Annotated in this window: 21 protein-coding genes; 11 read left to right on the forward strand and 10 right to left on the reverse strand. The window is 61.9% G+C overall.

What is annotated here, in order from left to right:
- Positions 1-72 precede the first annotated feature (72 nt).
- From ACM6JM_RS11370 to ACM6JM_RS11380, 3 genes are read left to right on the forward strand one after another with little or no spacing between them, the layout of a single operon-like run.
- Positions 73-1,317, forward strand: a complete 1,245-nt coding sequence (locus tag ACM6JM_RS11370) for an exonuclease SbcCD subunit D C-terminal domain-containing protein (protein ID WP_414881890.1) — start codon at positions 73-75, stop codon at positions 1,315-1,317.
- Entirely contained in the window at positions 1,314-4,955 is a 3,642-nt protein-coding gene (locus tag ACM6JM_RS11375; protein ID WP_414881891.1) for an AAA family ATPase, read from the forward strand. Before ACM6JM_RS11370 ends, ACM6JM_RS11375 begins: the two co-directional genes overlap by 4 nt.
- Positions 4,952-5,536, forward strand: coding sequence for a glutathione S-transferase (locus tag ACM6JM_RS11380; protein ID WP_074688573.1), 585 nt, complete (start codon positions 4,952-4,954; stop codon positions 5,534-5,536). The genes ACM6JM_RS11375 and ACM6JM_RS11380 overlap by 4 nt, the downstream gene beginning before the upstream one ends.
- 5 nt (positions 5,537-5,541) lie before the next feature.
- On the opposite strand, the gene ACM6JM_RS11385 is transcribed toward ACM6JM_RS11380, so the two are convergent.
- The 8 genes from ACM6JM_RS11385 to ACM6JM_RS11420 all read right to left on the reverse strand — a co-directional run bounded on the left by ACM6JM_RS11385 (position 5,542) and on the right by ACM6JM_RS11420 (position 12,211).
- Positions 5,542-5,799: a hypothetical protein gene (locus tag ACM6JM_RS11385; RefSeq protein ID WP_039766855.1), complete on the reverse strand. Its 258-nt coding sequence runs from the start codon at positions 5,797-5,799 to the stop codon at positions 5,542-5,544.
- Complete coding sequence (locus ACM6JM_RS11390) at positions 5,796-6,008, reverse strand: hypothetical protein (protein ID WP_039766857.1); 213 nt, start codon at positions 6,006-6,008, stop codon at positions 5,796-5,798. The genes ACM6JM_RS11385 and ACM6JM_RS11390 overlap by 4 nt, the downstream gene beginning before the upstream one ends.
- A 255-nt stretch (positions 6,009-6,263) precedes the next feature.
- The gene (locus tag ACM6JM_RS11395; RefSeq protein ID WP_007941320.1) at positions 6,264-6,443 is read right to left on the reverse strand and encodes a hypothetical protein; all 180 of its coding nucleotides are present in this window, start codon (positions 6,441-6,443) and stop codon (positions 6,264-6,266) included.
- Between the two features lie 156 nt (positions 6,444-6,599).
- The gene (locus ACM6JM_RS11400) at positions 6,600-7,775 is read right to left on the reverse strand and encodes a lactonase family protein (RefSeq protein WP_414881892.1); all 1,176 of its coding nucleotides are present in this window, start codon (positions 7,773-7,775) and stop codon (positions 6,600-6,602) included.
- Positions 7,772-8,080: a DUF5629 family protein gene (locus tag ACM6JM_RS11405; RefSeq protein WP_134333938.1), complete on the reverse strand. Its 309-nt coding sequence runs from the start codon at positions 8,078-8,080 to the stop codon at positions 7,772-7,774. Before ACM6JM_RS11405 ends, ACM6JM_RS11400 begins: the two co-directional genes overlap by 4 nt.
- Positions 8,081-8,270: 190 nt before the next feature.
- Complete coding sequence (locus ACM6JM_RS11410) at positions 8,271-9,851, reverse strand: aldehyde dehydrogenase (NADP(+)) (protein WP_414881893.1); 1,581 nt, start codon at positions 9,849-9,851, stop codon at positions 8,271-8,273.
- 9 nt (positions 9,852-9,860) lie between these two features.
- Positions 9,861-10,853 (reverse strand): AraD1 family protein, encoded by a 993-nt coding sequence (gene araD1, locus ACM6JM_RS11415; protein WP_414881894.1) that lies wholly within the window; start codon positions 10,851-10,853, stop codon positions 9,861-9,863.
- 35 nt (positions 10,854-10,888) lie between these two features.
- Positions 10,889-12,211 carry an MFS transporter gene (locus tag ACM6JM_RS11420; protein ID WP_007957417.1) on the reverse strand — a complete coding sequence of 441 codons (1,323 nt, stop codon included), beginning with the start codon at positions 12,209-12,211 and terminating at the stop codon, positions 10,889-10,891.
- A gap of 193 nt (positions 12,212-12,404) precedes the next feature.
- On the opposite strand from ACM6JM_RS11420, the gene ACM6JM_RS11425 reads away from it, so the two are divergent.
- Both ACM6JM_RS11425 and ACM6JM_RS11430 read left to right on the forward strand, forming a co-directional pair.
- Complete coding sequence (locus tag ACM6JM_RS11425; protein ID WP_011334608.1) at positions 12,405-14,141, forward strand: IlvD/Edd family dehydratase; 1,737 nt, start codon at positions 12,405-12,407, stop codon at positions 14,139-14,141.
- Positions 14,142-14,340: 199 nt separating this feature from the next.
- Complete coding sequence (locus tag ACM6JM_RS11430) at positions 14,341-15,060, forward strand: FadR/GntR family transcriptional regulator (protein WP_011334609.1); 720 nt, start codon at positions 14,341-14,343, stop codon at positions 15,058-15,060.
- A 264-nt stretch (positions 15,061-15,324) separates the two neighbouring features.
- Here the strand turns inward: ACM6JM_RS11430 and ACM6JM_RS11435 are convergent, their stop codons facing one another.
- Positions 15,325-17,709, reverse strand: coding sequence for an efflux RND transporter permease subunit (locus tag ACM6JM_RS11435; RefSeq protein ID WP_007957414.1), 2,385 nt, complete (start codon positions 17,707-17,709; stop codon positions 15,325-15,327).
- A 28-nt stretch (positions 17,710-17,737) separates the two neighbouring features.
- The gene (locus ACM6JM_RS11440) at positions 17,738-18,766 is read right to left on the reverse strand and encodes a WD40/YVTN/BNR-like repeat-containing protein (protein WP_103386955.1); all 1,029 of its coding nucleotides are present in this window, start codon (positions 18,764-18,766) and stop codon (positions 17,738-17,740) included.
- A gap of 324 nt (positions 18,767-19,090) precedes the next feature.
- Between ACM6JM_RS11440 and ACM6JM_RS11445 the strand changes: the two genes are divergently transcribed.
- The 6 genes from ACM6JM_RS11445 to ACM6JM_RS11470 are packed head-to-tail and all read left to right on the forward strand — an operon-like array spanning position 19,091 to position 23,736.
- Entirely contained in the window at positions 19,091-19,681 is a 591-nt protein-coding gene (locus ACM6JM_RS11445) for an amino acid synthesis family protein (protein WP_007957412.1), read from the forward strand.
- Positions 19,682-19,713: 32 nt separating this feature from the next.
- Positions 19,714-20,547, forward strand: coding sequence for an alpha/beta fold hydrolase (locus tag ACM6JM_RS11450; RefSeq protein WP_039766874.1), 834 nt, complete (start codon positions 19,714-19,716; stop codon positions 20,545-20,547).
- Positions 20,544-22,025: an aldehyde dehydrogenase gene (locus ACM6JM_RS11455; RefSeq protein WP_414881895.1), complete on the forward strand. Its 1,482-nt coding sequence runs from the start codon at positions 20,544-20,546 to the stop codon at positions 22,023-22,025. The genes ACM6JM_RS11450 and ACM6JM_RS11455 overlap by 4 nt, the downstream gene beginning before the upstream one ends.
- A 12-nt stretch (positions 22,026-22,037) precedes the next feature.
- Positions 22,038-22,523, forward strand: a complete 486-nt coding sequence (locus ACM6JM_RS11460; protein WP_127798405.1) for a flavin reductase family protein — start codon at positions 22,038-22,040, stop codon at positions 22,521-22,523.
- A gap of 12 nt (positions 22,524-22,535) precedes the next feature.
- Positions 22,536-22,925, forward strand: a complete 390-nt coding sequence (locus ACM6JM_RS11465) for a carboxymuconolactone decarboxylase family protein (RefSeq protein ID WP_007957404.1) — start codon at positions 22,536-22,538, stop codon at positions 22,923-22,925.
- A 58-nt stretch (positions 22,926-22,983) separates the two neighbouring features.
- On the forward strand, positions 22,984-23,736 hold the full coding sequence (locus tag ACM6JM_RS11470; protein WP_074688591.1) for a GntR family transcriptional regulator: 753 nt from the start codon (positions 22,984-22,986) through the stop codon (positions 23,734-23,736).

Raw genomic sequence — 23,736 nt, forward strand, 5'->3', positions numbered from 1 at the left:
CTGTAAACTCTCCCCTCTTTCGCCGCCCTCTCATCCCGGCGGCCATCACCTCTTTATATTGCGGAGTCAGCCTTGCGTCTGTTTCACACCTCCGACTGGCACCTTGGGCAGAACCTGCACGGCCAGGAGCGCGATTTCGAGCACGCCTGTTTTCTCGAGTGGCTGCTGCGCCAATTGAAGTTGGCGCAGCCGGACGTGCTGCTGATCGCCGGCGACATCTTCGACACGGTCAATCCGCCGGTCAAAGCCCAGGAACGCCTCTACGATTTCATCGTCAGCGCCCACGAACAGCAACCGTTGCTGACCATCGTGATGATCGCCGGCAACCACGATTCCGGTTCGCGGATCGAGCTGCCCGCGCCGTTGATGCGGCGTTTGCGCACCCATGCGTTGGGTCGGGTACTGTGGCTGGATGACGGACAACTGGATGCAGAACGTCTGCTGTTGCCGTTGCCGAATGCGTCCGGCGAGATCGCCGCGTGGTGCCTGGCGCTGCCGTTCCTGCGGCCTGCCGAGGTCACCGGCGCGCATCTGGGTGACAACTACCTGCGCGGCATTGGCCAGGTGCATGAATGGCTGATCGAAGCGGCGAATACCAAGCGCCAGCCGGGCCAGGCGCTGGTCGCCATCAGCCACGCGCACATGGCCGGTGGTTCGGTATCGGAAGACTCCGAGCGCAGCCTGATCATCGGCAACGCCGAAGCCCTGCCCGCCAGCCTGTTCGGACCGAGCATCAGCTATGTCGCGCTCGGCCATTTGCACAAGCCGCAGAAGGTCAACGGCGAAGAGCGGATTCGCTACAGCGGCTCACCGATCCCGTTGTCGTTTTCGGAAATCAGTTATCAGCACCAGGTGCTCGACGTCGTTCTGGACGGCGAAACCCTGGTCAGCGTCGAGCCAATGCTGATCCCTCGCTCTGTCAATCTGCAGCGCCTCGGCCCTGCGCCGCTGGCGGAAATCCTGCTGCAACTGGCGGATCTGCCGAACATCGACCTGCTGGCCGAAACCCAGCGCCAACCGTGGCTGGAAGTGCGGGTGCGCCTCGACGAGCCACAGCCGGACCTGCGCCATCAGGTCGAAAGCGCCCTGCAAGGCAAGGCTGTGCGACTGGTGCGAATTGCCGCGGAGTACGCCGGCAATCGGGGCGCTGACGGCGCCGAGGACGGCAGCGCGCTGATCGAGCTGGACCAGCTTACGCCGCAGGAGTTGTTCAGTCGCGCCTGGCTCGACAACTACGGCAACGAGGTCGACGAGCAAACCCTTAAGGACTTCGCCGAACTGCTGCAAGACGTACAAATGGAGGGCGAGCAGCCATGAAGATTCTCGCCATTCGTTTGAAGAACCTCGCGTCGCTGGCCGGCCCGTTCGAGATCGACTTTACCGCCGAACCGCTGGCCAGCGCTGGCCTGTTCGCCATCACCGGCCCGACCGGCGCCGGTAAAAGTACTTTGCTCGATGCGCTGTGCCTGGCGTTGTTTGGCTCTGTGCCGCGCTTGAACAACACTAGCCGTGACGCCAAGGTGCCGGACGCCGACGGCGAAATCGCCACCGGCGACCCGCGCACCCTGCTGCGTCGCGGCACCGGTGAAGGCTTTGCCGAAGTGGATTTTGTCGGCGTCGATGGCCGCAGGTATCGCGCGCGCTGGGAAGCCAACCGCGCCCGGGAAAAGGCCGGCGGCAAGTTGCAGGCCAGCCGTCAGAGCCTGCGCGACATCGATCAGGATCAACTGCTCGCCAGCCAGAAAGGCGAGTACAAGACTCAGCTCGAGGCCGCGCTGGGCCTGAACTTCGAACAGTTCACCCGCGCCGTGCTGCTGGCCCAGAGCGAATTCAGTGCGTTTCTCAAGGCCGATGACAACGACCGCAGCGAACTGCTGGAAAAGCTCACCGACACCGCGCTCTACACCCGCCTCGGCCGCCGCGCATTCGACAAGACCAAAGAGGCCCGCGAAGCCCACAAGCAGTTGCAGGATCAGGCCACCGGCGTGACCCCGCTGGCCCCCGAAGCCCGCGCCGAACTCGATGAGCGCTTCAATGCCGCCCAGCAAAAACTGAAGTTGCAGCAGGCGCAGCTCAAGCAGATCGAGCAACAGCACGACTGGCTCAGGGAGCTGTTGCGGCTGCAAGACTCGCAACAAGCCGCCGCCGAGCAACTGCGCAGCGCCGAGCATGAACGCGAATCGCTGGCCGGAGAACGTCTGAAACTGACACGCCTGGAACAGCTCGCCCCGCAACGGCACCAGTTCGCCCGCAAGACCGAACTCGATGCACAGCTGACGCCGCTGGCCGCACAGATCCACGCGCACACCCGGCAACATGGCGAGCTGACCGAGCGCCAGACACGACTGGAACAGGATCTCGCCGCAGCGCAGATCGCCCTGACCCAGGCGCAAACGCAACTGAGCGAAAGCGCGCCGCTGTTGCGTCAGGCCTTCGAGGAGCAGAGCACCCTCGCCCGCCTCGCCAAGGACGTTGCGTCCGGCACCGAAGCGAAGCAAGCCGCTGAGCAAGCCTGTGCCCAGGGCCAGAGCGCGATCCAGTCCCTGCTCGATCAGCAAAAACAGGTCGCCGAACGCTTGCAGCGCATTGCCGCCGATCTTGAGCAAAGCGCTCACTTGGCACCGTTGAGCGAAGCGTGGAATGCCTACCGCGACCGCTTGCAGCAACTGATGCTGATCGGCAACCGGTTGAACAAGGGCCAAAGCGAACTCGCTTCCCTCGAAGAAAACGCCACTCGCGCCAGCGAAGCGCTCGCCACGCAGAAGCAACAGCTGGAAGTGCTGTTCAAGGAAGCCGGCGCCGAGCCGGACGCCGTCGCCGAGCAGATCGGCATCCTCGGCACTCTGTTGCAGGACAACCGCAAGCAATTGCGCGCCGTCGAGGACCTGACGCGCCTGTGGGCCAGTCAGCAGGAGCTGGACAAACGCAGTGCCGAGCTGCAACAGCGTCAGCTCGATGCGCAACAGGAACGCGAGCGCCTGACCCAGGACGGGGTGAAGACCAAGTCCGAGCTGACCGTCGCCGAACAGACCCTCAACGTCACCCGTGAACTGCTCGAGCGTCAGCGTCTGGCCCGCAGTGCCAGTGTCGAAGAGCTGCGCGCGCAGTTGCAGGACGACCAGCCGTGCCCGGTCTGCGGCAGCAACGAGCATCCGTACCACCAGCCGGAAGCCCTGCTGCAAAGCCTCGGCCGTCACGATGAAAGCGAGCAGGCCAGCGCGCAGCAAGCAGTCGATCAACTGAAGGAAAAACTCACCGAGCTGCGTGCCAGTGTCGGTGGCGTGATTGCCCAACAGAAAGAGTTGCTGCAACAGCAGGAGCAACTGGCGGCTCAGCAGCAGACGCTGACGCCAAGCATCGAGGCGCATCCGCTGGCGGCGTCCTTGCTGAATCAGGACAGTGACAAACGCGCTGCGTGGCTGACTCGCCAGAATGAACAGCTGAACCAGAGCATCACCCAGGACGAACAGCGCCAGACCGCCCTGCTCACGCTGCAACAGGAGGCGGCGCGCCTGACCCAGCAATTGCGTCAGGCCGAGACGGCGCACCAGCAAGCGGCCCAACACCTGAGCAATCAGCAACGCGAGCTGGGCGCTGACCGCCAGCGCCTGGACGAAGAACTGGCGGCCTTCGCCACACTGCTGCCGAGCGACACCCTCGAAGCCGTGCGCGCCGAACCGGCGGCGACCTTCATGCAGCTTGACCGGCAGATCGCCGAACGTCTGGCGCAAGTCGATCAGCAGAAGGAAGAACTGGCCGAACAGCAACAACGCCAGCAGACGCTCGAGAAAGAACAGGACCGCCAACAGGGCCGTGTGCAGCAGCTGCAAAACGCTGAACAGCAACTCAACACGCTGACCGGGCAACAACAGACCAGCCAAGAGAAGCTTGCGCAATTGCTGGGCGATCACACCTGCGCCGAGCATTGGCAGCAGCAACTGGAACAGGCCGTGGAACAGGCACGCAACGCCGAATCCACCACGACTCAGGCGCTGCAGGACGCGCGTACGCAGCTCGTGCAAATCGCCGCCGAACTCAAGGCGCAGCAAGAGCGTCTGCAAGCGCTGGAAACCGAAGATCGTGATCTGGCCGGCAAGATTGCCGACTGGCGCGCCCGTCATCCGGAGCTGGATGACGGTGGCCTCGAAGACCTGCTGCGGATTGATGACGCGCAAGTTGATGAGCTGCGCCAGCGCTTGCAGCGCAACGAAAAAGCCGTTGAACAGGCCACGGTGTTGGTGCAGGAACGCGACCAGCGTCTGCTCGAACATCAGGGCCAACACAACGGCAACCTGGACGCCGAACAACTCGCCAGCGCCCTCGCCGACCTGCAAAACCAGTGCACGGCCAGCGAACAGCAATGCGCCGAACTGCGCGCCGAGCAGGCCGAAGACCAGCGCCGCCAGAACGCCAATCAAGCGCTCGCGCAGCAGATCGCCGATGCCTATGCCGAATATCAGCGCTGGGCGCGGCTCAATGCGCTGATCGGCTCGGCCACTGGCGACACCTTCCGCAAGATCGCCCAGGCTTACAACCTCGACCTGCTGGTGCATCACGCCAACGTGCAGCTGCGGCAACTGGTCAAGCGCTACCGCCTCAAGCGCGGCGGCAGCATGCTCGGCCTGCTGGTGATGGACACGGAGATGGGCGACGAACTGCGCTCGGTGCATTCGCTGTCCGGCGGCGAAACGTTTCTGGTGTCGCTGGCCCTTGCCTTGGGTCTGGCCTCGATGGCGTCGAGTACGTTGAAGATCGAATCGCTGTTCATCGACGAAGGCTTCGGCAGTCTCGATCCGGAATCCCTGCAACTGGCCATGGACGCCCTCGACGGCTTGCAGGCTCAAGGGCGCAAGGTTGCGGTGATTTCCCACGTACAGGAAATGCACGAACGGATTCCGGTACAGATTCAGGTGCAGCGACAAGGCAACGGTTTGAGCACGCTGGAGGTGAAATGAACACGCTGTATTCCTTCCGCCGCTGCCCGTACGCGATGCGGGCACGGATGGCCCTGCGTTATTCGGGCGTGCCGGTGGAGATCGTCGAAGTCAGCCTCAAGGCCAAACCGGCCCAGATGCTGGCGATCTCGCCCAAGGGCACGGTGCCGGTGCTGGATGCGGACGGTCAGGTGATCGACGAGAGCCTGGAGATCATGCACTGGGCGCTGGCGCAGCATGATCCGGATGACTGGTTGCTGGGTGGCGATTCAAGGATCGCCGAGTTGATTGAAGCCAACGATCAAGTGTTCAAGATTCACTTGAATCGCTACAAGTACGCCGAGCGTTATCCGGAACAGCCGATGGAGGTTTATCGCGCCGAAGGTGCTCTGTTCTTGCAGAAACTGGATGAGTTGCTCGAGGGTCGCGATTACTTGTTGACCGCGCATCCGAGCCTGGCCGATATCGCGCTGTTGCCGTTCGTTCGCCAGTTTGCTCACGTTGATCGTGACTGGTTTGCACAGACGCCTTACGTGCGGTTGCAGGCCTGGTTGCAGCGGTTTCTGGAGTCGGAACTGTTCACCGGCATCATGAAAAAGTAGGCGCGTTACGCCAACACTTCACACATGCCGATGGCCGAGCAATCCACTTCGAACGGGCCGAGAAAACCGCTGGCGGTTTTCGCTGGCGGATTGCCGGCCAGCAGCCCCAGCGCATTGGCCCGTTCGATGTTGTGCGCGATGTTGTGGTTGGCCTCTATGGCCCGGGCCAGCCCGCCGACCGAGCCTTGGCCGAATCCCAACAGGGAAGCGCCGTTGGTCATGAACGCCAGTCCGGCAATGACCCAGAGTCTGTAGCCTTTCATGCTCCGCCGACTCCCGCGAGTTCAGCTGAACCGACCGCTGCGTTTTGTGAGCGAAGTTCGAACTGGATGCCGGGATGTGCAACGTCGATAGGTGCTTCGAAGCTGTGTTGCGACTGCGACGCCAGACTGACAAACAGCACCATGACCAGGTACAGACCGATGGCCACGTAGGCGCCGCGTTTGGCGGAAGTGATGATTGAAGTGGCCATGATGTGTGCTCCGTGGACAATGTTTCGAGGTCCACAGAATCGATCAAAAAAGCCGGGGTATCCACTCAGGGTTTTCCATAGTAACCATCAGCTTCGTTGATTATTTAGCCGATCTATCTCGTCGTTTAAAAATAGCTATCGTCGGTCGTTGCGCAGGCAAAAACTGCCCAAGGCTGCGATCTTTTGATTTTGCTTTTTCAGGAAACAAGATCAAAGGATCGCAGCCTTGGGCAGTTCCAGGGCGTAACGGAAATTTCAGTGTTGAGCTTTGTGATCCAGCGCGGCGTAGAAGTTGGCGCTTTGTTGCAGGTATTTCTGGGTGTAGCTCTGGGTGTGGGATTTTTTGTCGCTGATTTCAACGTTGGCACTGGCTGGCAGAGCCACGGTGGCGGAGATGGCGGAAGCGGCAATTACGGAGAAGAGATTGAAGTTCATGGCGGTAACCCTCGTGTTCAGTTGGCTTGCTTGCCCGGTTGGGCCGTGAAGCAAACTTAACGCTCGAGGGTCGATCGCTTGAAATGCTTTGCAACATTACCTGTTATCAGCAGGATTAATACAAAGCTTCAGGCCCCGTAGAACGGGGCCTGCGGCTTATTGACGCACCAGAAACTTGATATCGCTCGGGGCGTCCATCGGCAGTTTTTGCACGGTCTTGCCCAACAGACCGGTCTTGCCGTCGCGCTCGACCACGACAATCTGATTGCTCTTCTGGTTGGCGATCAGCAGGAATTTGCCGCTTGGGTCGAGGCTGAACTCACGGGGGTGATCGCCTTCCACCGAACGTCGCTGCAACTCTTTGAGCTGACCGGACGCCGGATCAATCGCGAACACCAGCAGCTGATTGGCCGAGCCACGGTTGCTGACGTAGAGGAATTTGCCATCGGCGGACGCGTGCAGCGCGGCGGCGGCCTTGTCGGAGGTCGGTTGACCGGCCGCCAGATCGACCAGTTGCGTCTGGGTCAGCACGCCGTCGTGGTAATCGAACACCGCAACCTGGGCGCTCATTTCCATGGTCAGCCAGGCATGTTTGCCGTCGGCGCTGAACAACAGATGACGCGGGCCGCTGCCGGCGGGCAAAGGCACAGAAGCGGTCATCGCCGGCGTCAATGGCAAGTCCGGATTGGCCTTGGGATCGAACAGGTAGACAAAGACCTTGTCCGCGCCCAGGTCATTGGAGAACACATAACGACCGTCCGGCGAGGAAACCGTCGAGTGCACGTGGTTCGAGGCCTGACGATCGAGATTGATCCGGCTCGCCGGGTGCGCGCTCATCTGCACCACCGGTTTGAGCTTGCCGTCGCTGCCCACCGGCAATACCGCAAGGGTGCCGCCCGGATCTTCCATCACCGAATAGTTGCTGACGAACAGATGGCTGGCGTCGCCGCTGAGGCTGGAATGGGTCGGCTCGTTGCCCAGGCTCTGGACCTGATTGATCAGGGTCAGGGCGTGGGTCTTCGGATCGATGGAATAACTGCTGACGCGACCGACCGGGTCTTTCTGCCCAGGGCCGTTTTCGTTGACCACAAACAGCCGACGCTGATCCTTCGACAGGGTCAGCCATGACGGGTTTTCACTCTTGATCACTTGCAGCGGCTTGGCGTCGATCTGGCCGGTGGCGCTGTTGAAGTTCATCCGGTAAATGCCTTCGCTGGTATCGGCGGTGTAGGAGCCCACCAAAAACTGGAAGCTCTCGGCCGAGGCGCTGGAAAGGCCCATCGCGCCGACGCTGCCGGCTATCAGCAATGGCCAGAATTTACGCATGTTCATTCAGTTTCGTCCTCGTCGTCGGCACTGCTCAGTACATCACCGAGGCACACCAGACGGTGCTCGCCGACGGTTTTGGTGTCGCTGGCAAAACCGACGATCAGCCAACTCTGCAAATCTTGATCAAACGTCGCCGCTGCCACCTGCGCCGGGGTGAACTCCCAATGCTTGGCTGCCCGGCCATCGATGCATTCGATGTGCAGGTTGTCGTCTTCGTCGAGGGCGAATTCGAAAGCGTGCAGGCCGTCGATTTCGACCATACCGCAGTGTTCGAGGGCGTTGAGAAGGGTGTCGGTTACGGCAGTCATGGCAATCATGTCTTTCAGGGGGAAAGGGGCAATGATAGCTCAAAGCCCCTGCTCTTGATCGTTCCCACGCTCTGCGTGGGAATGCCTCAAGGGACGCTCCGCGTTCCAGCTCTCGAATGGGACGCGGAGCGTCCCGGGCTGCATTCCCACGCGGACGGTTCGACGCCTCGACGTGGGAACGATCATGCGGTTAGAGGGCTTCGCGCGATGGTTTGCCATCGACCAGCCGCTGTATGCGCAACGGGTTGGCGTTTTTCAGCGGTTCCGGCAGCAGACTGTCGGGGTAGTTCTGGAAGCACACCGGACGCAGGAATCGATCGATCGCCAGCGTGCCCACCGAAGTGCCGCGGGCATCGGACGTCGCCGGATAAGGCCCGCCGTGCACCATCGAATCGCACACTTCGACACCGGTCGGATAACCATTGAGCAGGATCCGTCCGACCTTCTGCTCCAGCAACGGCGTCAGCTCCGGGAAGCGCTCGAAATCCGTCTGCTCGCCGATGATGGTCGCCGTCAGTTGCCCGTGCAGGCCCTGCAACGCCGCGCTCAACTGCGCCTTGTCGGCCACTTCGACAATCACCGTGGTCGGGCCGAACACTTCTTCCTGCAGCACTTCATCGCCATCGATCAGCAGGCTGACATCGGCCTTGAACAACTGCGGCTGCGCCTGATTGCCCTGCTGCGGATTGCCCGCCAGATGCTCGATGCCGGCGTGCGCCAGGAGTTTTTCCAGGCCTTTGCCGTAGCTGCCGAGGGTGCCGGCATTGAGCATGGTTTGCGCCGGTTGATCACCGATCAGCGCCGCGACTTGCTCAACGAATGCGGTGAACTGTGGCGAACGGATGCCGATCACCAGGCCCGGATTGGTACAGAACTGACCACAGCCCTGTACCACCGACGCGGTCAGATCGCGGGCGACGGTTTCCGAACGTACGGCCAGTGCCTGGGGCAACACGATCACCGGGTTGATGCTCGACATCTCGGCAAAAACCGGGATTGGCTGAGGCCGCGCGGCCGCCATATCACACAGCGCCCGTCCGCCCCGCAGCGAACCGGTGAAACCCACGGCCAGAATCGCAGGATGCTTGACCAGCCATTCGCCGACGCCACCGCCGTAGATCATGTTGAACACACCGGCCGGCATAGCGGTTTTTTCTGCTGCACGAATCAGCGCATCGGCGACAAGCTCGGCCGTGGCCATATGACCGCTGTGGGCCTTGAACACCACCGGGCAACCGGCCGCCAGCGCCGACGCGGTATCGCCGCCGGCTGTGGAAAATGCCAGCGGAAAATTGCTGGCGCCGAACACCGCCACCGGCCCCAGGCCGATACGGTACTGACGCAGATCCGGACGCGGCAACGGCTGTCGATCCGGCAACGGCAGGTCGATGCGTGCACCGTAGAAATCCCCACGCCGCAAAACTTTGGCGAACAAGCGCATCTGGCCGCTGGTGCGCCCTCTTTCGCCCTGAATCCGCCCGGCCGGCAGCGCGGTTTCGCGGCAGACCACGGCGACGAAATCATCACCCAGCGCGTCCAGCTCATCGGCAATTGCATCGAGAAACTGCGCGCGGCGTTCGGCGCTGAGGCTGCGATACGCCGGATACGCCGCCGCAGCGGCCTTGGCGGCGGCGTCGACTTCCGCTTCCGTGGCCTGAATGAAGTCGTGAGGCAGTGCCTCGCCCGTGGTGGCGTCGACGCTTTGCAGCTTGACGCTGCCCGCCGCGCTACGACGACCGCCGATGTAGTTGTGACCGAGAATCTGAGTCATGGGATCTCCTTAAAGGGTGCCGATGCTGTCCGGTTCGAATGCCGCTGCGACCGGGGCGATGCCGTTGACCAGCGGTGCGCCGAATTCGGCCTGGCTGATCTCGAACACGTCGCCCGGCTGAGTGCGGATGCCATCGGCGAACGACAGGGTCGCGGTGCCGAAAAAGTGAATGTGCACGTCGCCAGGACGCAGGAATTGGCGGTACTTGAAGTGGTGGTATTCGAGGTTCGCCAGGCTGTGGCACATGTTGGCCTCGCCACTGAGGAATTCGTTCTGCCACAGCACTTCGCCATTGCGCAGGATCCGGCTGGTGCCCGCCAGGTGTTGAGGCAATTCACCCGTGCGAAGTTCCGGGCCGTAGCTGCAACTGCGCAGTTTCGAGTGGGCCAGATACAGGTAATTCTTGCGCTCCATGACGTGATCGGAGAATTCGTTGCCCACCGCAAAACCGAGGCGATACGGCTTGCCGTCGTGGCCGATGATGTAGAGGCCGGCCATCTCCGGCTCCTCGCCGGCGTCTTCGGCAAACGGCGGCAGCGGGAACGGCTGACCGGGACGCACGACAATGCTGCCGTCGCCCTTGTAGAACCATTCCGGCTGCACCCCGGCCTGCCCCGCCGCCGGTTTGCCGCCCTCCACGCCCCACTTGAAGATGCGCATGGTGTCGGTCATCGCCGCTTCGTCGCCGGCCTGCTGGTGCATCTTGTCCCGGGCCGACGCGCTGCCGAGGTGCGTGAGGCCCGTGCCGCTGACAAGCAAGTGCGCCGGGTCCGGGTGATCAAGTGGCGGCAGGATCCGCAGTTGGGCCAGCAACTCGGCGTAATCATGGCTGATGCCCAGGCCGAGGGTCTGCACTTGCTGCGCGAGCGTGTTGCCGGCCTCGATTGCGGCCAGGGCAAGATCACGAACCGTGCGCGCATCCTGCACTTCACGCACCAGACCGCCCTCGACCACCCCGACACGGCGCTCGCCGTTACTCAATTCGAATTGAACCAGATGCATGATGTTCTCCTGTTAAAACAAATCCCGGATCGAAATCAGGTGCGCGTCGCACCGCGTGCGCTCGCTGCAAATTGCTCGACTGGCAGCACATGTTTGCGCTCCAGCAAGCGATAAACGACGCCCGTCAGAATCAGCCCGAACACCATCACCCCGGACAGGAAGTACAGGCCCGAAGCGAGGTTGCCGGTGTATTCCTTCAGCGCGCCGATCACGAAAGGGCCGATGTAGCCGCCGAGGTTGCCCACCGAGTTGATCAAGGCGATCCCGGCCGCCGCGCTGGCACCGGCAAAGAATCGGCCCGGCAGCGTCCAGAACACCGCCGTGCAGGAAAACAACGCAAACGCCACCAGACACAACGCCGCCAGTTGCGCCACCGGCAAGGACAGCCAGGCGCTGAGGAACAGGCCGATGGCACCCAGCACATAGAGCACCGCCAGATGGCCGTAGCGGTCGTTCAAGCGGTCGGAACTGCGCGGAATGATCAGCAGGCCGATGATCCCGAAGATGTACGGCACCGAGGACACGAAACCGGTGACCAGATCACTGCCGCCAAACTGTTTGATCAGGGTCGGCAACCACAGACCCAGGCCATAGATGCTCAGGGTCACCGGCAGGTAGAACAGCGCCAGCAGCAACACGCGTTTGTCCTTGAGCGCATGCAACGGATTGCCGTGGCGGGTCTGGCCGTATTCCTGCAGGTCCTTTTTCAGCTCGCCGGTCAGCCAGTCCTTCTCGGCCTGGTCCATCCATTTCACTTGCTGCGGGCCGTCCGGCAGCCAGCGCAATACCGGCCAGGTCAGCAGGATCGCCGGGGTGCCGATAACGATGAACAACCACTGCCAGCCGTGCAGGCCGAGGATGCCGTCCATGCCCAGCAGGCCGCCGGACACGGGGCCGGTGATCATCATCGCGATGGGTTGGGAAAGGATGAACAGCCCGAGGATCTTACCGCGATGGCGCACCGGGAACCATTGGGTGATGTAGTACAGAACGCCGGGAAAGAACCCCGCCTCCGCCGCGCCGAGCAGAAAGCGCATCACGTAGAAACTGTGCGGGCCCTGGACGAAGGCCATGCCGATGGTGATCGCGCCCCAGGTGATCATGATCCGCGCAAACCAGCGCCGCGCGCCGAAGCGTTCGAGCATCAGGTTGCTGGGGATTTCAAACAGAAAGTAGCCGATGAAAAACAGCCCGGCGCCGAGGCCGTAGGCGGCATCGCCGATACCGATGTCGGCGCCCATGTGCAGCTTGGCGAAGCCGACGGCAGAGCGATCCACATAGGCGATCAGGTACAGCAGGATCAGGAAGGGAATCAGTTTCAGCGTGATGCGCCGGACAAGCCGCAGTTCCTGGCTCATGAGATCGGTCTCCGATTGTTGTTTTTATGGAACCTCGGGGGACGCCTCTCGCGGAAAACCGCCAGGGCCATCCCTCCGTCGAAAACGACTATATAGTAATACTAATTACGCAACAACACTTCCAAACCGGCGATTTTGCGCTTATGTTTAGCCAAAGCTCGCAAACAATAGTCTTACAATAAGAGAATCGATCATGTCTGATAAGAAACCCACCCTGCGCTCCGCCCAATGGTTTGGCACGGCCGACAAGAACGGCTTCATGTACCGCAGCTGGATGAAGAATCAGGGCATCGCCGACCATCAGTTCCACGGCAAGCCGATCATCGGCATCTGCAACACCTGGTCGGAACTGACCCCGTGCAACGCGCACTTCCGCCAGATCGCGGAACACGTCAAACGCGGGGTGATCGAGGCTGGCGGCTTCCCGGTGGAATTCCCGGTGTTCTCCAATGGCGAATCGAACCTGCGCCCGACCGCCATGCTCACCCGCAACCTGGCGAGCATGGACGTCGAGGAAGCGATTCGCGGCAACCCGATTGACGGCGTGGTGCTGCTGACCGGTTGCGACAAGACCACCCCGGCCCTGCTGATGGGCGCGGCCAGTTGCGACGTACCGGCGATCGTCGTTACCGGCGGGCCGATGCTCAACGGTAAGCACAAGGGCAAGGACATCGGCTCCGGCACCGTGGTCTGGCAGCTCAGCGAACAGGTCAAGGCCGGCACCATCACGATTGACGATTTCCTGGCGGCCGAGGGCGGCATGTCTCGCTCGGCCGGCACCTGCAACACCATGGGCACCGCGTCGACCATGGCTTGCATGGCCGAAGCACTGGGCACGTCCCTGCCGCACAACGCGGCGATTCCGGCAGTGGATGCGCGGCGTTATGTGTTGGCGCACATGTCCGGCATGCGCGCGGTAGAGATGGTTCGTGAGGATCTGAAACTGTCGAAGATCCTGACCAAGGAAGCCTTCGAAAACGCGATCCGGGTCAACGCGGCGATTGGCGGTTCGACCAACGCGGTAATCCACCTCAAAGCCATCGCCGGGCGCATCGGCGTCGAGCTGGATCTGGACGACTGGACCCGCATCGGTCGTGGCATGCCGACCATCGTCGACCTGCAACCGTCCGGGCGTTTCCTGATGGAAGAGTTCTACTACGCGGGCGGATTGCCGGCCGTGCTGCGGCGTCTTGGCGAGGCCAATCTGATTCCCAACCCGAACGCTTTGACCGTCAACGGCAAATCCATCGGCGAGAACACCAAGGACGCGCCGATTTACGGTGAAGACGAAGTGATCCGCACCCTCGACAACCCGATCCGCGCCGACGGCGGCATCTGCGTGTTGCGCGGTAACTTGGCACCGCTGGGTGCGGTGCTCAAGCCGTCAGCCGCCACGCCGGAACTGATGCAGCACCGTGGCCGCGCCGTCGTGTTCGAGAACTTCGACATGTACAAGGCGCGGATCAACGACCCGGAACTGGACGTCGATGCGAACTCGATTCTGGTGATGAAGAACTGCGGGCCGAAGGGTTATCCGGGCATGGCCGAAGTCGGCAACATGGGTTTGCCGGCCAAGCTGCTGGCGCAGGGCGTGACCGATATGGTGCGCATCTCCGATGCACGGATGAGCGGCACCGCTTACGGCACCGTTGTTTTGCACGTCGCCCCGGAAGCAGCGGCCGGCGGACCTTTGGCAGCGGTGAAGGAAGGCGACTGGATCGAGCTGGATTGTGCCAGCGGGCGCTTGCACCTGGACATTCCGGACGCCGAACTGGCAGCGCGCATGGCGGATCTGCAACCGCCGCAGCAACTGTTGGTGGGTGGGTATCGTCAGTTGTACATCGACCATGTGCTACAGGCGGATCAGGGTTGCGATTTCGACTTCCTCGTTGGTTGCCGAGGGGCTGAAGTCCCGCGCCATTCCCACTAAAACCGCCGACTGATCGTTCCCACGCTCCGCGTGGGAATGCAGCCCGGGACGCTCTGCGTCCCATTCGAGAGCTGGAACGCAGAGCGTCCCTTCAGGCATTCCCACGCGGAGCATGGGAACGATCATTGCGTAACTCCAGATTACGCCGTGCCTGCTATGATGCGCGGCATCTCCATCGCTCAGGATCGCGTCACTCCCCATGGATTACCGCAAACCTTCCGACCGTAAAAGCATGCACTCGCGCATCGTCCAGGAACTGGGCATGCAGATTGTTTCCGGACGTTTTCTGCCCTGCGACAAACTGCCCGCCGAAGCCCTGCTCTGCGAGGAGTACGCGGTCAGCCGGCCGGTGTTGCGCGAAGCCACCCGAGTGCTGGTCGCCAAGGGCCTGGTGTATTCGAAACCGCGCGTCGGCACCGTGGTCAAGCCGCGCCGCGAATGGCACATGCTCGACCCGGACGTATTGCACTGGTTGATGCAAAGCAGCCCGCAGAACGAGTTCTTCAATGTTCTGACCAGCGTGCGCAGCATCATCGAACCGGCCGCCGCCGCCCTCGCCGCCCAGCACGCCACCGATGCCGACATTGCGTCGATTGCCGAGGCTTACCAGCGCATGGAAGCAGCGCCAACGCCTGAGGCCTTGCTGCAACCGGATCTGGACTTTCACAGCCGGATTGCCGACGCGACCCACAACGATTTGCTGGCCAACCTGTGCAACATGCTTGCGGTGGCGATTGCCGAGGCGTTGAAGCATTCGAACCAGCGGCCGAATCTGCATGAACTGGCGTTGCCTCGGCACAAGGCGATTTTGACGGCTATCGAGAATCGGGATGCGTTGGGGGCACGGCATGCGACGTTGGTGCAGTTGGATGATGCGCGCAGTGCCTTGAGTGTTGTGCTGGGGGCGGATCTTTCGTAAGCCTTGAGACCGCCTGCCCTCACCCTAGCCTTCTCCCGGAGGGAGAGGGAACCGATCCGGGGATATTAGCGATCTACACCGACTTGAACGACCTGCTTTGAATCCATAATCGACTCGGTTTTCCAGGTCGATGTATCACGCGAGACATTGCGGTCGGTCCCCTCTCCCATGGGAGAGGGCAAGGGTGAGGGGGCTTTTGATCTCACACCATAAAAAAAGCCGCAACCCTTCAAGGTTGCGGCTTTTTCATTTCAGCCAACCGGATCAGTGAGCAAACAGAGAATTTCCCTTCTGCCCCGCCAGTTTCTCCGGCTTGATCAGGAACTTCGCCAGTGCCGGCAGCAGCCACAGCGCACCGAACATGTTCCACAGCAACATGAAGGTCAGCATCAGGCCCATGTCGGCCTGGAACTTGATCGCCGAGAAGATCCAGGTGCACACGCCGATGGCCAGGCACAGACCGGTGAACAGCACTGCCTTACCGGTGGATTTCAGGGTCTGGTAATAGGCTTCCTGCAACGGCAGGCCGGCACGCAGGAAACTTTCCAGACGGCTGTAGATGTAGATGCCGTAGTCCACGCCGATCCCCACGCCCAGCGCCACCACCGGCAACGTCGCCACCTTCACGCCGATACCCATGAACGCCATCAGCGCGTTGCCCAGCACCGAGGTCAGCACCAGCGGCAGCACGATGCACAGGGTCGCCGCCCACGAGCGGAAGGTGATCATGCACATGACCGCCACGCAGATGTACACCAGGATCAGGATGGTCAGCTCGGACTTCTTGATCACCTCGTTGGTGGCCGCCTCGATCCCGGCGTTACCGGCCGCGAGGATGAATTCCAGGCCTTCCTTGTTGTTTTCCTTGGCGAAGTCCTGCACCGCATGCACCGCGCGATCCAGGGTTTCAGCCTTGTGGTCGTTCAGAAACACCAGCACCGGCGCCAGCGAGCAGCTGTTGTTGTACAGGCCGTCAGCACGGGCGATGGAGTTGTTCAGCACGTCAGGGTTGCGTGACAGGGTTTCCCATTTCAGGTTGCCCTCGTTCATGCCCTTGATCATCTGCTTGGACACGGTCACCAGCGAGATCGCCGACTGCACGCCCTCGGTGTTCTGCATCTTCCACATCAGTTCGTCAATCGGCGCCATGGCTTCATAGCGCGAGCAGCCTTCGGACTTGGTCTTGACCATCACCACCAGCACGTCGGAGCTGGTCGAATAGTTGCTGATGATGAAGTTGTTGTCCTTGTTGTAGCGCGAGTCCGGACGCAGTTCCGGCGCGCCCTGGTCAAGGTCGCCGATCTTCAGGTTCTGGCTGTACCAGAGGCCGCCACCGAAAGCGACCAGCGCCAAAGCGATGGAAATCGGGGCGACTTTCGGGTTGGCGAAGTTCGACAGCAGGCGCCAGAACGGATGTTCGCGGTGCGCGTCCTTCTTGCTCTTGGCGATCGCACGCTTGCTGATGCCGACATAGGAAATCGCCACCGGCAGCAGGATCAGGTTGGTGAACACGATCACCGCCACGCCGATGGAAGCGCCGATGGCCAGCTCGCGAATCACGCCGATGTCGATGATCAGCAGCGTGATGAAGCCGACGGCGTCCGCCAGAATCGCGATCATGCCCGGCAGGAACAACTGACGGAAGGTCCGCCGTGCGGCCGTCAACGCGTTGTCCGCCTCACCGGATTGCAGGGCGATACCGTTGATTTTCTGCACGCCGTGGGAAATGCCGATGGCGAAAATCAGGAACGGCACCAGCATCGAATAAGGGTCGAGGCCGAAGCCGAAGAAGTGCATCAACCCGAGTTGCCAGACCACCGCCACCAGCGTGGTGCTCAACACCGCCACGGTGCTGCGCAGGCAGTTGGTGAACCACAACAGCAGGATCAGGGTGATGACGAAGGCGATGCCGAAGAACATCACCACCATCACCAGGCCGTCGATCAGGTCACCGACCTTCTTGGCGAAGCCGACGATGTGGATCTTGACGTTGGGGTTCTGCGCTTCGAACTTGTTGCGGATCTTGTCTTCGAGCTCATGGGAAAACTGGCGATAGTCCAGCGCCAGCAGCTTGCCCTGGTCCTGCGGGTCCGGGTAGGACTCCAGCAGCGGGATGTCGACAATGCTCGACTTGAAGTCGTTGGCCACCAGACGCCCGACCTGACCGGACTTGAGCACGTTGTTACGCAGCAGATCGAGGCTGTCCTGGGAGCCGTTGTAGCTCTGCGGGATCACTTCGCCGCCGGCAAAACCTTCCTCGGTCACTTCGGTCCAGCGCACGCTCGGGCTCCACAGCGACTTGAGGCCGGAACGGTCGACGCCGGAGATGTAGAACACCTCGTCGTTGATCTGACGCAGGGTCTCCATGTACTCCTTGGAGAAAATGTCGCCGTCCTTCGCTTCCACCGAAATGCGCACGGTGTTGCCCAGGTTCGCCAGATCGTTGCGGTGCTCCATCATTTTTTCAATGAACGGATGCTTGAGCGGGATCATCTTTTCGAAACTGGTGGACGGACGGATCAGCGTGGCCTGCCAGAACAGGAAAATGCTGACCAGCAGGCAGATCACGATCACTGCCGGGCGGTTGTTGAAGATCAGGCGCTCGAGAAACGTCGCCTTGTCCTGATGATGAGTGCTCAAGGAAGTCATAGCCCCGCCTTCTTATTATTGATTCGGCTCATTTGCCCAGCTCGGCGCCGTTCGCAGTCGTGACCCGAACGCCACCCTGCCCGCTCAGGATCAGATTGCCGTTGCCGGCGGCGGTGACCGACGACAGCGAGATGCGATCCGGACGGTTGAACACGCTGAAGGTTTCGCCGTTGTCACTGCTGCTGACCACCGAGCCGCCGTTGCCGACGATGACGATGGAGCCGTCCGCAAGCAGTGTGGCACCGGACAGGCCGAACTCCAGCGAACCGCGCGCGGCTTTCAGTTCGACCTGCTCCCAGGTGCTGCCGAAATCGGTGGAGCGGTAAAGGTTGCCGCGCAGACCGTAGGCCAGCAGGGTTTGCGGCTGCGCCGTGCCGATCACGCCGAACAGCGAGCCTTCGTACGGGCCTTCGAGTTTTTCCCAGGTCTGGCCCCAGTCGGCGGAGCGGAACATGCTGCCCGACTCGCCAACGATGAACAGACCGGCGTCTTTTACCGCGCCGATGGCGTTTAGGTGGAACTGGTCTTCGTTGTCGAGGCGATCACTGACGTCTTCCCAGTTTTTTCCGCCATCGGTGGTTTCCAGCAGCGCGCCGTAGGCACCCACGGCCAGGCCACTGTTGACGTCCTTGAACCAGACGTCGAGCAGCGGCGATTCACGCTTGAGGTCTTCGAACTGTTTGGTCCAGGTCAGGCCGCCGTCTTCGCTGGCGAGGATCTGTGCGTCGTGGCCGACGGCCCAGCCGTGCTTGTCATCGACGAAATACACGGCGGTCAGCAACTGGCGGCTCGGCACTTTGGCCTGGGTCCAGGTCTTGCCCTGGTCGTCGGAATAGAGAATGTGCCCGCGATCCCCGACCGCCACCAGCCGGGTTCCGGCGTGAACGACATCGAGCATCAGGCTTTTCGAGGCCTTGGCCGATTCGGTGGAATAGACCACGTCGGCGGGCGCTTCGGCGGCGAGAACCGGCGCCGACAAAGTGGCAAAGCCCAGCAGAGAGAGTGCTGTGGCCAGCAACGCGGTGTTGCGTAACGCCGGCGGGCGGCAACGACTCATAGACCTTCCCCTGTTTATTATTGTTGGTCATGGACCTTAAGGGCGCCGCAAGGGTGCTCACGGTGACTGCCTGGTCACAAGCATAGTCCTGAAACCCGCTGTCCAGAGCCCCTTCGGAAGCTGGCTCATCCTATCGGGCATTCGAAACGTCTGACAATCGGCGCAACGTTATCTTTTGTTAACCGAAAGGGACTACAGCGGCGGCTGAATGCGCGGGCATTCGTCCGACTGATGGCAGGGATTCTTGCGAGGGGGACTTGCACGATCGGTATTATGGTATACCATCAGACGCACAGACACTCTTTATCCCCTACGGAGCAGCTCATGAGTTTCGAAATTCGCAAGATCGTCAGCTATGTCGAAGAGACCTTCATTGAAGGCGGCAAGGCGTCCGACACCCCGGTGACCATGGTCGGCCTGGCTGTCGTGATGAAGAACCCGTGGGTCGGCAATGGCTTTGTCGAAGACCTCAAGCCGCAGATCCGCGCCAATTGCTCGGACCTCGGCGCGATGATGGTCGAGCGTCTGGTGGGGATCATCGGCGGCGCCGAGAAGATCGAGGCTTACGGCAAAGCCGCGGTGGTCGGTGCCGATGGCGAAATCGAACACGCGTCGGCGGTGATCCACACCCTGCGCTTCGGCAACCACTACCGCGAAGCGGTCAAGGCCAAGAGCTACCTGAGCTTCACCAACAAGCGCGGTGGTCCGGGCACTTCGATTCAGATCCCGATGATGCACAAGGACGACGAAGGCCTGCGCTCGCACTACATCACCCTGGAAATGCAGATCGAAGACGCCCCGCGCGCCGACGAAATCGTCGTGGTGCTCGGTTGCGCCGACGGTGGTCGCCTGCACCCGCGCATCGGCAACCGCTACATCGATCTGGAAGAACTGGCCGCCGAAAAAGCCCAGTAACCACAATAAAAAAGGCATTGCAGGAGCGCTCCATGATTCGGCTCACCGCTGAACTCACCCCGGCTGGCACCAGTTATCTGGCGACAGGCGTTGGCCAACCCGTGGTGTTGATCCACGGCGTAGGCCTGAACAAAGAAATGTGGGGCGGCCAGATCGTTGGCCTGGCCACGCAATACCGGGTGATCGCCTACGACATGCTCGGCCATGGCGCCAGCCCGCGACCGGCCAGCGGCACCGCCCTGCTCGGTTACGCCGATCAGTTGCTGGAGTTGCTCGACCACCTGCAATTGCCCGAGGCATCAGTGATCGGCTTTTCCATGGGCGGCCTGGTGGCGCGGGCGTTTGCTCTGCATTACCCGGAGCGCCTGAAAAGCCTGGTAGTGCTCAACAGCGTGTTCAACCGCAGCGAAGAGCAGCGCGCCGGGGTCATCGCCCGCACCGCGCAGGCTGCCGAACACGGACCTGACGCGAATGCCGAAGCGGCGCTGTCACGCTGGTTCAGCCGCGAATATCAGGCGGCCAACCCGGCGCAGATCGCTGCGATCCGCCAGACCCTGGCCGGCAATGATCCGCAAGGCTACCTGACCACCTACGAACTGTTCGCCACCCAGGACATGTACCGCGCCGACGACCTGGGCAGCATCCAGGCGCCGACGCTGATAGCCACCGGCGAGCTGGACCCCGGATCGACCCCGGAAATGGCCGAGCAACTGGCCGCGCGCATTCCCGGCGCGAAGGTTGCCGTGCTGCCCGAGCAACGGCATATGATGCCGGTAGAGTCGCCACGGCTGGTAAACCAGACGCTGCTGGAATTTCTCGACACCGCACACGCCCGACAAAACCATATAAAGGGGATCGTTGCATGACGCTCGCACGCTTCCAGATGTGCATCGGCGGAGAATGGGTCGACGCCCTCTCCGGCAAGACTTTCGAAAGCCTCAACCCGGCGCTGGCCGAGCCCTGGGCCGAGCTACCCGACGCTGACGAAGCCGACGTCGAACGCGCGGTGCAGGCCGCACAAACTGCTTTCGACAGCCCGGCATGGCGTGGATTGACCGCCACCGCGCGCGGCAAATTGCTGCGTCGTCTCGGTGACCTGATCGCCGAAAACAAGGAACAACTGGCGCAGCTGGAAAGCCGCGACAACGGCAAACTGATCCGCGAAACCCGCGGTCAGGTCGGTTATCTGCCGGAGTTCTTCCACTACACCGCCGGCCTCGCCGACAAGCTTGAAGGCGGCACCCTGCCGCTGGATAAACCCGATCTGTTCGCCTACACCGTGCACGAAGCCATGGGCGTGGTCGCCGCGATCATTCCCTGGAACAGCCCGCTTTATCTGACTGCGATCAAACTGGCGCCGGCGCTGGCTGCCGGCAACACCATCGTGATCAAGCCGTCCGAGCATGCCTCGGCAACCATTCTGGAACTGGCGCGCCTGGCCCTCGAAGCCGGGATTCCGCCGGGCGTGGTCAACGTCGTCACCGGCTACGGCCCGAGCACCGGTGCCGCCCTCACACGCCACCCGCTGATCCGCAAAATCGCCTTCACCGGCGGCGCGGCCACGGCCCGGCACGTGGTGCACAGCAGCGCCGAGAACTTCGCCAAGTTGTCGCTGGAGCTGGGCGGCAAGTCGCCGAACATCATCTTTGCCGACGCTGATCTCGACAGCGCGATCAACGGTGCGATTGCCGGGATTTATGCGGCATCCGGGCAGAGTTGCGTATCCGGCTCGCGACTGCTGGTGCAGGATGAAATCTACGACGAATTCGTCAGCCGACTGGTGGAGCGCGCCCAGCGCATCCGCATCGGCAATCCGCAAGACGACAACAGCGAAATGGGCCCGATGGCTACCGCGCAGCAACTGGCGGTGGTCGAAGGTCTGGTGGCTGATGCCATCGCTGAAGGTGCGCGTCTGCGTCTGGGCGGCAAGCGGCCTAGCGGCGTCGGTGACGGCTGGTTCTACGAGCCGACGCTGTTCGAATGCGATCGCAACTCGATGAAGATCATGCAGGAAGAAGTCTTTGGTCCGGTGGCCTCGGTGATCCGCTTCAAGGATGAAGCCGAAGCGCTGGCGATTGCCAACGACTCGCAGTTCGGCCTCGCCGCCGGCATCTGGACCCGCGATCTGGGCCGGGCCCATCGCCTGGCCCGGGACGTGCGCTCGGGGATTATCTGGGTCAACACCTACCGCGCGGTGTCGGCGATGGCACCGATCGGCGGCTTCAAGAACAGTGGCTATGGACGCGAAAGCGGCATCGATTCGGTGCTGGCCTACACCGAACTGAAAACGGTGTGGATCAACCTCTCCCAGGCGCCGATGCCTGATCCGTTTGTGATGCGTTAGGAGTCCTGCGACATGATCGAACCCGGCATTTACAAAGACGTCATGAGCTCGTTTCCGTCCGGGGTCACGGTGGTCACCACCCTCGACCCGGACGGCGGCATCGTCGGCATCACCGCCAGCGCCTTCAGTGCGCTGTCGATTGATCCGGCGCTGGTGCTGTTCTGCCCCAACTACGCCTCCGACACCTACCCGGTGCTGCGCGACAGCAAGCGTTTCGCGATCCATTTGCTGTCCGCCGACCAGACCGCCGAGGCCTATGCTTTCGCCGGCAAAGGCAAGGACAAGGCCAACGGCATCGAGTGGCACTTGAGCGAGCTCGGTAACCCGATCCTCGCCAAGGCCACGGCGATCATCGAATGCGAACTGTGGCGCGAATACGACGGTGGCGATCACGCGATCATCGTTGGCGCAGTGAAGAACCTGATCCTGCCGGCGCAGCCGGTGACGCCGATGATTTATCACAAGGGCAAGCTCGGCGCGTTGCCGACACTGGGTTGAGCGGAGAAACACATGAGCAACGAAAAGTACGAGCAAGGCCTGAAGATCCGCACCCAGGTACTGGGCGAAGCCTATGTGCAGCGTTCGATCGAGAATGCCGACGACTTCACCCGCCCGCTGCAGGAAATGGTCACCGAATACTGCTGGGGCCACGTCTGGGGACGTGAAGGCCTGTCGCTCAAGGAGCGCAGCATGATCAACCTGGCGATGATCTCGGCGCTCAACCGCCCGCACGAACTGAAACTGCATGTGCGCGGCGCCTTGCGTAACGGCCTGAGTCGTGAGCAAATACGCGAAATTCTGCTTCAGGTCGGTATTTATTGCGGCGTCCCGGCAGCCGTGGACAGTTTCCGGCTCGCCCGTGAAGCCTTCGCCGAAGCCGACGCCGAGGCCTCCAGTTAACCCCTCGGCTGTTTTGATGCCCGTCTGGCATGGACAGCCACCTTAAAGAGCGGACCCCATGAAACGCCTGCCACTCGACGACAGCTTCAAGGTCAATCGCAATCCCGTCACCCTGCGCGAAATCGTGCTGGATAAACTGCGAAGCGCCATCATGAACTTCCAGCTGCTGCCCGGCGATCGCCTGGTGGAGCGCGATCTGTGCGATCGCCTGGGCGTGAGCCGTACGTCGGTGCGTGAAGCCTTGCGTCACCTGGAATCCGAAGGCCTGGTGGAATTCGCCGACGCCAAGGGTCCGCGCGTGGCGATCATCACCCTCGCCGATGCGGTCGACATCTATGAACTTCGTTGCGTGCTCGAAGGCCTGATCGTCCAGTTGTTTACCCTGCGCGCCAAGGCCAAGGACATCAAGGCCCTGGAAAAAGCCCTCGACGAGAACCGCAAGGCGCTCAAGGACGGCGAACTGCAGCAGGTGATCGACTCGGTGCAGGGTTTCTACGACGTGCTGCTGGAAGGCTCGGGCAACCATGTCGCGGCCACCCAGTTGCGTCAGTTGCAGGCGCGCATCAGCTACCTGCGGGCGACCTCGGTGTCCCAGGAAAACCGTCGTGGCGCGAGCAACCAGGAAATGGAAAAAATGGTCGAGGCGATCAAGAGCGGCGACGCACTCGCGGCGCATCAGGCCTGCGTCGATCACGTCCGCGCCGCCGCTGCCGTGGCCCTCGATTATCTGAAGCGCAAACAGGAAGAGACCGGCGCCACACCGGCCATCACCCTGCCCATCGCGCTGAAAGAACCACGCATAGGTCACTGA

Origin of the sequence: Pseudomonas sp. IT-P2 (assembly GCF_949767575.1) — a bacterium.
GTDB classification, from domain to species: domain Bacteria; phylum Pseudomonadota; class Gammaproteobacteria; order Pseudomonadales; family Pseudomonadaceae; genus Aquipseudomonas; species Aquipseudomonas pharyngis.